This is a genomic window from Ralstonia sp. UBA689 (assembly GCF_002298975.1).
Lineage (GTDB): Bacteria > Pseudomonadota > Gammaproteobacteria > Burkholderiales > Burkholderiaceae > Ralstonia.
The window spans coordinates 22153-32256 of sequence record NZ_DBMV01000032.1; the positions used below are offsets into that span (position 1 = coordinate 22153).

Annotated in this window: 7 protein-coding genes; 1 reads left to right on the forward strand and 6 read right to left on the reverse strand. The window is 62.1% G+C overall.

The features are described from left to right. Positions 1–1476 (forward strand): M81 family metallopeptidase, encoded by a 1476-nt coding sequence (locus B4F51_RS14475; protein WP_296226612.1) that lies wholly within the window; start codon positions 1–3, stop codon positions 1474–1476. Positions 1477–1509: 33 nt separating this feature from the next. Here the strand turns inward: B4F51_RS14475 and B4F51_RS14480 are convergent, their stop codons facing one another. From B4F51_RS14480 to B4F51_RS14505, 6 genes are all read right to left on the reverse strand, one after another. Continuing rightward, entirely contained in the window at positions 1510–2067 is a 558-nt protein-coding gene (locus B4F51_RS14480) for a hypothetical protein (RefSeq protein ID WP_296226613.1), read from the reverse strand. A 129-nt stretch (positions 2068–2196) separates the two neighbouring features. Next, positions 2197–3474, reverse strand: a complete 1278-nt coding sequence (locus B4F51_RS14485) for an NAD(P)/FAD-dependent oxidoreductase (RefSeq protein WP_296226614.1) — start codon at positions 3472–3474, stop codon at positions 2197–2199. 7 nt (positions 3475–3481) lie between these two features. Continuing rightward, positions 3482–3838, reverse strand: coding sequence for a RidA family protein (locus B4F51_RS14490; RefSeq protein WP_296226615.1), 357 nt, complete (start codon positions 3836–3838; stop codon positions 3482–3484). A gap of 374 nt (positions 3839–4212) precedes the next feature. After that, on the reverse strand, positions 4213–4914 hold the full coding sequence (locus tag B4F51_RS14495; RefSeq protein ID WP_296226616.1) for a hypothetical protein: 702 nt from the start codon (positions 4912–4914) through the stop codon (positions 4213–4215). A gap of 657 nt (positions 4915–5571) precedes the next feature. Further along, positions 5572–7296 carry a hypothetical protein gene (locus tag B4F51_RS14500; protein WP_296226617.1) on the reverse strand — a complete coding sequence of 575 codons (1725 nt, stop codon included), beginning with the start codon at positions 7294–7296 and terminating at the stop codon, positions 5572–5574. Positions 7297–7490: 194 nt separating this feature from the next. Beyond that, positions 7491–9464, reverse strand: a complete 1974-nt coding sequence (locus B4F51_RS14505; RefSeq protein WP_296226618.1) for a S10 family serine carboxypeptidase-like protein — start codon at positions 9462–9464, stop codon at positions 7491–7493. Between the last annotated feature and the right edge of the window lie 640 nt (positions 9465–10104).

The following is a 10104-nucleotide window of genomic DNA, read 5'->3' on the forward strand; positions in this document are numbered from 1 at the left end:
ATGCGTATCCTGATCGCCCGCTTCAATCACGAAACCAACACGTTCTCGCCAGTGCCGACGCCGCTGGCGTCGTTCCATCCGCACTACGGCGCTGATGCCTACCGCGCCGCCAAGGGCACGCGCACGGCGGCCGGTGCATTTATTGACCTGGCCGAGGCGGCGGGCGCCGAGATTGTCGTGCCCGTCATCGCCGGCGCCAACCCCAGCGGGCGCGTGGCCGCCGAGGCCTACACCGCGCTGTGCGACGCCATCGTTGCCGCCGCGCCCGGGTGCGACGCGCTACTGCTCGACCTGCACGGCGCGATGGTCGCCGAGAACAGCGACGACGGCGAGGGCGACTTGCTCGAACGCCTGCGCGCGGTCGCGCCCGATGTGCCGATTGCCGTTGCGTTGGACTTGCACGGCAACCTCACGCAGAAGTTCATCGACCTGGCGGACATCGCGGTCAGCTTCAAGACGTATCCGCATGTCGACATGTACGAGACGGGCGCACACGCAGGCCGCCTGTTGTTTGACAAGCTGGCCGGACGCGCGAACCCCGTGCTCGCGTGGCGCCGTTTGCCGATGGTTACGCACACGCTGCGCAGCCGGACCGACGAGGGTGCGATGCACCGTGCAGTGGCGCTGGCGAAGCAGGCGGAGGCCGACGGCATGCTGGCCGTGTCGATTCTCGCAGGCTTCGGGCTGGCGGATATTGCCGCGCCGTGCCTGTCGGTCGTGGTGGTCGGCAATGGCGATGCCCAAGCCGCCGATGCCGCCGCGCAGCGCATCGCCGATGCGATCTGGGCCGGCCGCGAAGGCTTCGTCTATCGCTCCGAACCGCTAGCCGATTCGATTGCGCGTGCCGCCAAGCTGGCGAACGGCCCCGGCAGCGGCCCGGTACTGTTGCTCGACCACGGCGACAACTGCATGTCGGGCGGCACATGCGACGACATGCACGTCCTGCACGAAGCCTTGAGGCAAGGGTTAACGGGCATTGCCGTCGGCCCCGTATGCGACCCCGAGGCCGTCGCCGCAATGATCGACGCGGGCGTGGGTGCCACTGTCACGCTGCCGGTGGGCGACAAGGTGCCGCTTGTGCAGTTGGGCGTGTATCCAGTGTCGCGTGCGCTGACGGGCAAGGTCGCTGCCATCAGCAATGGCGAGTACGTCATCACCGGCCCGACCTACACTGGCCAGCGCATCCGTATGGGGCGCACGGTATTGCTCGACATTGGCGCGGCACAGGTGGTCGTGACCGAGACGCCGCAAGAGCATTGGGACGTCGGCATCTTCACGCAAATTGGCGTAGACCCACATGCGGCGCGTTTCGTGCTACTGAAGTCGCGCATGTATTGCCGGCCGGTATTCGTGCCGATGGCAAAAGCCGTGGTGGAGTGCGACGGCGGCGGCGTGACCAGTTCGGACTACGCGCGCTTCCCGTTCGCGAAGGTGCAGCGGCCGGTGTATCCGCTGGATGCCGTGGCGGCGGCGTAACGCTGTGGTCTGCCGCGCGCCTCGGTTATGCGCTTATTGTTCCTTCGTGTCGGCCGTTGTTTCAGCAGCCGGAGCGGAGGCGGCTTCCGCAGGCGGGTCTTCGTTCTTGATGACATAGGATGGGTTGCGCACCCAACGGCCCAGGTCTTTGCCGATGGCAATTGCGCTGCGCTCCAGGATCGAGCAGGTGCCCTTGAACCCGCCCCACAAGCCGCCCAGCGTCCAGCGGTTGATCTTGGTCTGGCGTACGACCTTGCCACCGTCAACCAACGAGGCCACCACCGTGATGGCCTTGGGCCCCGTCCATGCGCCGCCGCCAACCCCCAATACGTGCGAGATCTGCAGGCGCAGCACCTTTGCCTCGCCCGCGCTGGTGCCTGCGGCAATAGTCACGTTGTCGGTCTTCTCGATCTTGCGCAGCACATCGCCTACGCGGCGCGCCAGCATGCTTTCGATCTGGCATTCGTCTTTGACCGATTGCACCACGCCGGCCTCGGGCAGGTACGTGATCGGGGTTTCCAGCAGAACCTGATCGTTGGCGAAGGCGGTAGCACTCGACAGGCACAGCGCAGTCAGCAGCAAGCGTTTCATGGCGATGGTGGATTTGAAAAGGTGTGAGGTTGTTGAAGGGGGGGAAGAATAATGCATAAGCAGGACAGAGCGGGTGAGTGCGAAGAGGGGTATGCCGGCCGTGGTGCGGGCTGGACGGCCTGCTTTCGATCAAGTACTCGTGCCAGGGTGGGGTGACGTAGCGGCTTCCCAGAACCGCTGAGCGCGGAACGGGTGAACATCCACGACGGGGGTCTCGCCCGCCATCATTTCAGCAATCAATCGCCCGGTGATCGGGCCCAGCGTCAGGCCGTGGTGCGCGTGGCCGAAGGCGAACCACATGCCGGCATGGCGTGGTGCGGGCCCGATGATCGGCAGCATGTCGGGCGTGCAGGGGCGGGCGCCCATCCACGGTTCGGCGTCGATGCGTTCGGCCAGCGGAAACAACTTGCGCGCGACGGGCTCGACGGCGTTCAACTGCACGGGCGTCTTTGGCGCGTCACGGTGCGCGAGTTCGGCGCCGGTGGTCAGGCGGATGCCGCGTGCCATCGGTGCGAGCACGTAGCCGCCGTCGGCATCGAGCACGGGGTGGTTCAACCGCATGCCCGGCGCAGGGGCGTAGTGCATGTGGTAACCACGCTTGACGGCCAGCGGCAGCCGGTAGCCCAGACGTGGGGTGATCACGTCCGCCCACGGGCCCAACGCCACGACGACGTTGTCGGCGCGAATCTCACCCTGCGCGGTTTGCACCAGCCACGGAGCGTTGCTTGTCAGCGTCTTGGCATCGCCTTCGAACAGGCAGCCGCCGATTTGCTCGAAGTATTTCGCATATGCCGTCACCAGCGCGTTGGGGTCGCTCACGGCATCGGAATCTGTATAGCGCAGCCCGCCCAGCAGCGAGGGGTCCAGATGCGGTTCGGCCGCCCGCAGGCGCGCGGGGTCAAGGGCTTCGTAGCCGACGCCGTATTCACGGTGCCAGCGCTCCACGGCGCGTGTTTCTTCGTCCTGCGTGGCGGCGTTGCGGAATACCTTGATCCAGCCGATCGGGCGGATCAACGCGTTGGCGCCGGCCGCCTGCGCCAGTGCGCGATGTTCCGTCACGCTGTGCGCGATGAGCGGCGCATACGCCCGCGCAATGGCCGCGTGCCGCGCCGGGTGCGAGTTGCGCCAGTACTGCCACAGGAAGGGCAGCAGGCCGGGTAGGTCGCCCAGGTGGTAGTGCACATCGGCCGACGTATTGCTCGCGTAACGCAGCAACGTCGGCAGGTCACGCGGGAACGCATACGGATAGACGCCCTCGCGCTGGATCAGCCCCGCGTTGCCGAACGAGGTTTCATTGCCCGGTGCCTTGCGGTCCACCAGCGCGACAGCGCGCCCGCGCTGCTGCAGATGCACGGCCACCGACACGCCGACAATGCCGGCGCCCAGCACGAGGGTGTCAAAGCGCATGGGAGCCTCAGCCCTTGGCCAGCGCCGTCACGGCGATCTCAACGTCAATGCCCGGGCGCATCAGGCCCGACTGCACGCAGGCGCGCGTAGGCGCGTGGCCGGCCGGCACCCAGGCTTCCCAGGCGGTGTTCAGCTCGGCAAAGTGCTTGGCGTCGGTCAGCCAGATGTTGGCGGTCAGCAGGCGCGTCTTGTCGACACCGGCTTCAGCCAGCAGCTTGTCGATGCGGGTGAGGATGTTGTTGGTCTGCTCGGTGATCGACTTGAAATCGATGTCGGGCACTTGGCCTGCCAGATGCACGACGCCGTTGGCGATGACGATCTGGCTCATGCGGGCGTTGGTGTGGAGGCGTTGGATATCGGACATGGTGGAATTGGGGAGAGGGTGAAAAGAACGCCGATGGTAGCGCGCTTGGCTGACGGCGGCATGCACTTGGCCGCGGGCCGCGCATGCTAAAGATTGGGTTGGATATGTGGGCTCGGCATGCACTCGTGCGACCGTGGGCGCAAGACGTTTTCTACTGGAACTTGATACAAGCAAAGCCCACCTGCCTCGGCCCCGTCCATGTACGACGTACTTGTGGCTAGCGCGCATGGAGATCGGTGACGAACTTGATCTTCATGGAGGCGGTGCCGTTCTCCTCGTCCACGACGCAGAAGCTCTGGCTGAGCAACGATTCCGTTTCAAGGTGCTGCGACCGGATGTGCGTTGTTGAGGCGTTCATAGACGACCGAGGGGCATTACGCGGGTTCGATCGGGGAAAAGAGCCGATCAACCATCTCATCCATGTATTTGGTCAGTAGGTTTCGAACTGCCGCAGGGTAATCCCATTGCTCCGTGAATAGGTAGTAGTTCCGGCCATACCTGCCTCTCATGCCTAAAGAAAGTACCTGCCGTGCGTGAGCAACGGTACTGTCGACCCCCAATGTGAGGAAGTAATGATCCGGCCCCAGGGTGATGGGTTCAGCAACGATCGCTAGCTGCGGCGCCGTAACTGCATACGTGAAATCGGTATCGAAGGGCGCCTCGCTGATCGTCTGACTGTCGTTCATCAGCTCATCACTGAAGACTTGCTTCACCGTATACCCAAGGTTTTCCAGTCGGCGGGCCACGGCGTCCGAGAATTCCGCCGAGAGCGTCTGGTTGGTCATTGATGCGTAGATTGCCTTTATGTAGCCAGGCTTGTTGGCCCATATCGATTCCATATGTTCTTTCGTCGCGAAGGTTGAGGGCAGGACAGCAAAGCCGACGTCCTTGTCCGTCTTGGGCGCGAGAACCGTCACGGTTTTGAGGCTGCGCAGCAGCGTCAAGTCCCGGCTATTTCTTTCCTCTTTGACTTTCTGATAGGCCTGATAGCGGGCGATCCGCGCACAGCCAGGGGTGAGTAGTGCCAGACCTGCAAGGGTGAGCAGGCGCCGTTTGCTTTGGAGTTCGGTTTTCATTTTTTCTTGTTTTGATATGGCTTGCGTTTATCGAACGCAATTGAACAGCTATCAGTACATGGGTGGGGAGGCGGCGCCGTGCCACGTCGCATCAAGACAACACGCGCCTGCCGTAAATCCACTCGATGCTGCCGTATGGCGCCAGGCGATTGCGTTGATTAAGTTCGTCCCGCGCCCTTCACGTTGACGTTGTAGCCACCGGCCCCGGCTGCAATGCAACTTTGCTGGACCACCGAGGCATAGGTGCTGTCGGTCTTGCCTTCGAAGTGGTTGGCACTGCCCGGCACCAACGAGCCAGCGCAGATCGGCGGAATGCACAGGCTGACCTGCGCACCCGTGCTAATTGCAGGCTGGGCTTAGGGATACTGTGCACGCCAGCGGCAACATCGAGGCCTTTTGATAAGCAGAAGGTGGAGAAGCAACAGGCGTTTGCGCCCAGACGAAAAAGAGCCGCCGCTGGCGGTTCGTCCAGCCATGTTGGATGGGCCGTTAGACGCTGCCACCGAAAAGCCGGTGACGGAAGGACCATGGTGAAGTCGATTCGACTCGCGCAGAGACTGACGATTCGTGACGCCCTGCCCGCAAGGGGAACGCCGGCAGCACGCAATGCTTCTGCGGCTGCCGGGGCGCATGATGCCCCGGCGGTCCTGTTTCCCGTTAAAGCAGTCCCATGGCCTTCAGCGTGCTGGAATAGAACGCCCCGAGCTTGCCGACGACCTCCGTGCGCAGTGTGGGATCGAGGTGCGGCGAGTGGCCCGCCTCCATGACGTGCTGCTGCACACCGCGTCGCTCGTCCGGCTCCAGTTGGAAGGCATCGAACATCAGGCTGGTTGTGTAGAAGGGCGATACCGCATCGTAGTAGCCGTCGATGGTGATGACCTTGAGGTCGTGGTTCAGCAGGATGCCCGCCAACAGGTGATAACCAGACGTATCTGTCTTGGTGGGTTTGAATGGCAGGTCAGGCCTGGTGACGGTATCAACCCAGCTGGCGCGCGCCATATCGGAGTTGTCGACTACAAAGTCTGAGCCGACGTTGAACTGCAATTCCTTGCGCAGATAGTTGTTGACCGCATCCTTGCTTACGGTGACGGCGGCTTCGGCCTGGCCGGCGGCGAGAACGGTGCGCGTGTTCCGCATGCCAAGCAACTGGTTTGCGTTGCCGAGCAGGTTCTTCGATATCAAGGCTGCGGTGCCAAAGGTGTCCAGAAAATCCTGTGCGGTCTGCGGGACCGTGCCCCCGGTGTAATTGGCGACCCGCGTGGAAAGTTGCGACCATGCTGCGGAGGCATCGGCGGCAAGTTTCGTATCCCGGCTGAGCGACCAGAATTTCGCGTATTGGCCTTCGGAGAACGTGCGCAGATCCTGGCGGAATACCGCCTCAGATTTGACGACTTCCCTGCCGGCGGATTTGCCGTGCCGGCGCGCAGTCATCGCGATGGTCGGCAGCAGCGCTTGGCCTGCGGGGAAAATATAGCGCTGGTCTGCCGAGACAGTCCGATGCGCCGAGACATCTGAGTTCCACTGGGGCGAGATCAGCCCAACGCCATTGACTGCGATGCCGTGCAGATCCTTCAGCGAGAAGTTGACGAGCGCGGCTCGCATGGCGCCGTTGCCGTCGCCCAGCAAGAACTTGGGCGATGCCACGCGATTGTTGACATCCAGGTAGCGGAAGATGAACTTGGCGTCGGCGCTGGCGCCTTGATCCCAGTTCCAGAAATCTGCATTGGTCTTGCCACTGAAGGCCATCGAGTAGCCGGTGCCAACCGGGTTGACGAACACCAGATCGGATTGCGCGAGCAGCGTCGCCTCGTTATCGGCCAGTGCCGTATCCGTTGGCGAGGCCAACTTGCGCGGACCAAACGCATTGAGCATCAGGTTGGCGGACGATCCACCGATTCCATCGCCAAAGAGAAAGGTAATGGGCCGCTGCAGGGCGGGCGCTTCATCTTTGGAGAATGCAACATACGAGATCTTGGCGAGCGGCTTGTTGGACCCCGATTCGCGGATCAACAGGTTGCCAACCGTTGCGGTGTATTGCAGCGTCACACCGTTGATCGTCATCGTGTGATGTGTGACAGCGGTAATCTCGGTCAGATCGTTGGCCGTGCCTGTTGCGTCAAGAGCAAACGTGTCGCTTCCAGTGTAAGGCTGGTCCGCCAGCTGCACCGAGGTGGCGGGGGGCGATTGTGTGGTGGGTGGCGTGTCCGGGGCTGCCACCGGGGCGTCTTCACCGCCGCCGCAAGCGGCAAGCAGCAACGCGCAGGCCATCGCAGAACAGGTGGACCTGGTGTGACGGATGAAGGGAGTGGATTGATGAGATGCGATGCAGTCGTGCCCGATCGATTTGCGTATCAGGGCCCTGGCTGAAAAGGTGGCATTCATGGAGCGTATCCGTAGCAAGGAAGTGGGTGGCGATGCGTGACATCGCCGTAAGCAGGCGTTCGGGTTCGCTGCATCGCGCCGGCTGGGGCGCGACGCAGCGTGAACGCGTGGCCGTGCGAGGTGACTGTTCGCGCGACCATGAAGGGCAGTGCCAATCGTTGCTTTACACAGCTGTGAACCGTGCAGGCGAAGCGCTACTGCGTCGGCTTGCTCAGCGCCGCGTTGTAGAACGCCTCGAGATCCGCACGGATGGTCTGGCGCGCCTTGTCGTCGGCGTATCCCATATGGCCCGCTTCGAAATACCGGCTAGAGACATTGCCCTTGAGTTCGGCCGGCAGCACGAGGCTTTCGATATCCATCTGCGTTTGGAAGAAGGGCGTCACCGTGTCGTAATAGCCGGACAGCGCAATGACCTTGAACTTCGGGTTATCGATCAGCGCCTGCTGGAGATCCGGTAGTGAGTTGATCCGGTTGGTCTTGCCGGACGGGTCGATGTGTTTGGGATCCGATACCCACGTGCCCATTGGCCGCCTTAAGCTGAGCCCTTGATAGAGCGATGCCGTGCTGTACTTGAGTGTGTCGTGTACATAGGCTGCGCGTGTTGTGGCGTGGGGCGAAGCTATGTCACCGATAGCTGGGTCAGAGAGCAGATAGCTGCCGACAGCGGCTTTAACGTCACTGGTATTCGATGTGCGTGAGTCGTATTGCCCGAGCACAACGCCAGGAATCAACAGATTGACTAACTTGGCCTGATCGGCCACAAACGCGCTAGTAACGGGGGCAAACGCAATGCGCAGCGCTTGCGGGCCAGCATAGGCTTTGATTTGTGCTGCCAAGCCGGCGTTCTGGGAGAGGGGCAAAGTCATGAGATCCCCGGGACTGCTGCTTTGTGCGAGCGCTGAAACCTTTTTGCCGTCCAGAACCTCCACATGGAGATTCTTCCACGCGGACGAGGCCTCCATCCACTTTGCCCAGCCGCTAGCAGTGCAACCAACTTGGCTTGGATTGCTTATGCAACTGTTTCCCCTCGCTTTGAGCTGTCTTTCAAGGTCCGGATCTTGGCTGCTGTAGATGCGTAGAAGCCCACTCAACGAGCCATACGGTGCCCACTCCTTGTACATGGCGGCAACCGCCGGATCTCGAGCCAGGGCGATGGCTTCTGCGCGGAATTGCTCCAGGCTTTTCTTCCTGTTTTCAGGGCTGACGAGCGAGTCCGCATCCGTGCGACTCTGACTGTGATACCAAGCCGTGATCGCGGCGGTGGGAAAGAACGGGTCTGTCACGTTTGCGGTAACTTCGTCACCGTAGTGGTTCAGCGCGGGCGAGAAGAGAACGGTGCCGGCAAGCGGCTGCTTGACCTTGTTCATCAGGTAATAGCTCATCATTGCGGCGCGTGGGCCGCCGTACGATTCGCCAAAGATGAAGACGGGCGACTGGGTCCGTCCGTTCACCTTGAGATACCGCATGACGAACTCCGAGTCGACTTTGACGTCGGCATCGGCGTTCCAGAAATCGGCATTGGTCTTGGGTGCGATCGCGGATGACCAGCCAGTCCCAGGCGGATCAAGAAAGACGAGATCAGTGCGGTCGAGCAGCGTTTCGGAGTTGTCTTCAAACGCGTAGGGGCCGAGCGGTGTAGGCAACGGCGTGCTCGTGCGCACGCGCTTCGGCGCGAACGAGCCCATTAGCAGAGTTTCTGCGGGCGAGCCGGGGCCGCCGTTGAAGAGAAAGGTAACCGGGCGGGTGCCGGCGTCTTGGCCATCAAGCGTGAAGGCGACATACGAGATGGACGCCTGCGGCTCGTCGGTCTGCGTATCGCGCGCGACCAGGTGACCAACCTTGGCGGTGTAGCGCAGCGTCTTGCCACGCAGCGTGGCTTCGTGGTGCGTGACGGCGGCGCCCTCCTTGAGGGACGTGATATTGCCCTTCTCCGTCATGTCGTAGATGACATCGTCGGCATAGGGCTCGTCCTTGGCCAGCGGTGTCACGCCCGGTGTTGGCGTCACATCCGGGGCCGTCGTGACACCGGGTGCTGTGGAGGCGCTTGGTGCATCATCGCCGCCACCGCCGCATGCGGCGAGTAGAAACAAGAGTGCGGCGCCGGCAACGATGCCGTGGAATTTGGAGTGATGGATAAGCCGGCCATGGGCGATGCTGTCGGTGTGCAAGACAGCCACAGCCCCTGGCTGTTTGTCTCTCTTTGTATGGACCAATTTCAAACCTCCCTCTGAGTGTGCTTGTGACTTGAGGTGATGGCACGTTGCGTTCTATGTGAAGTCGGCAACCGTTCGACGCGGGTTTTCGCATCGCGACCACGACATCAACTGCTCCGCAGCTGTGCGGATTCGGACGTGATGCTTTTGAATGAACAGGCAAGTGAGGCGCTCGATGCAGCGTCGCGATGTTCGGGGTTTGTTGTCTCCTTGTGTGGTTGAGCGATACGGGGCAGGCTTGTGGCCGCATGACGTCCAGGTGCAAGCCCCTTGTGGGGGCTTGCACTGCGTTGTGACGATCCGTGTTCATGCGTAGCTTGCGTTCGCACGCGACCTTGTGCAGGCCCATCGCAACAAATCTTTGCGAAGTTCGGGAACCTATGGAAGCAGCGCGAAATTGAATTTGCCGTGGCGTTGCCAACTGGGGGGCGTGAGCTGGTAGACATGGCGCGCGGGAGCATGTGCGTTCGCTTGCGGACAGAAGACCTAGCCATTCGAGACGAGAGCCTCGTCGGTCAGGCGATACAACACGCGCGTTACCCCCCAACTGTCAGCGACCGCGGTATGTCTTCCCCGGCGGCCCGCAAAACTTGAG

Coding starts and splice junctions, on each gene's coding strand:
- B4F51_RS14475 (WP_296226612.1), top strand. CDS start 1: ATGCGTATCCTGATCGCCCGCTTCAATCACGAAACCAACACGTTCTCG.
- B4F51_RS14480 (WP_296226613.1), bottom strand. CDS start 2,067: ATGAAACGCTTGCTGCTGACTGCGCTGTGCCTGTCGAGTGCTACCGCC.
- B4F51_RS14485 (WP_296226614.1), bottom strand. CDS start 3,474: ATGCGCTTTGACACCCTCGTGCTGGGCGCCGGCATTGTCGGCGTGTCG.
- B4F51_RS14490 (WP_296226615.1), bottom strand. CDS start 3,838: ATGTCCGATATCCAACGCCTCCACACCAACGCCCGCATGAGCCAGATC.
- B4F51_RS14495 (WP_296226616.1), bottom strand. CDS start 4,914: ATGAAAACCGAACTCCAAAGCAAACGGCGCCTGCTCACCCTTGCAGGT.
- B4F51_RS14500 (WP_296226617.1), bottom strand. CDS start 7,296: ATGAATGCCACCTTTTCAGCCAGGGCCCTGATACGCAAATCGATCGGG.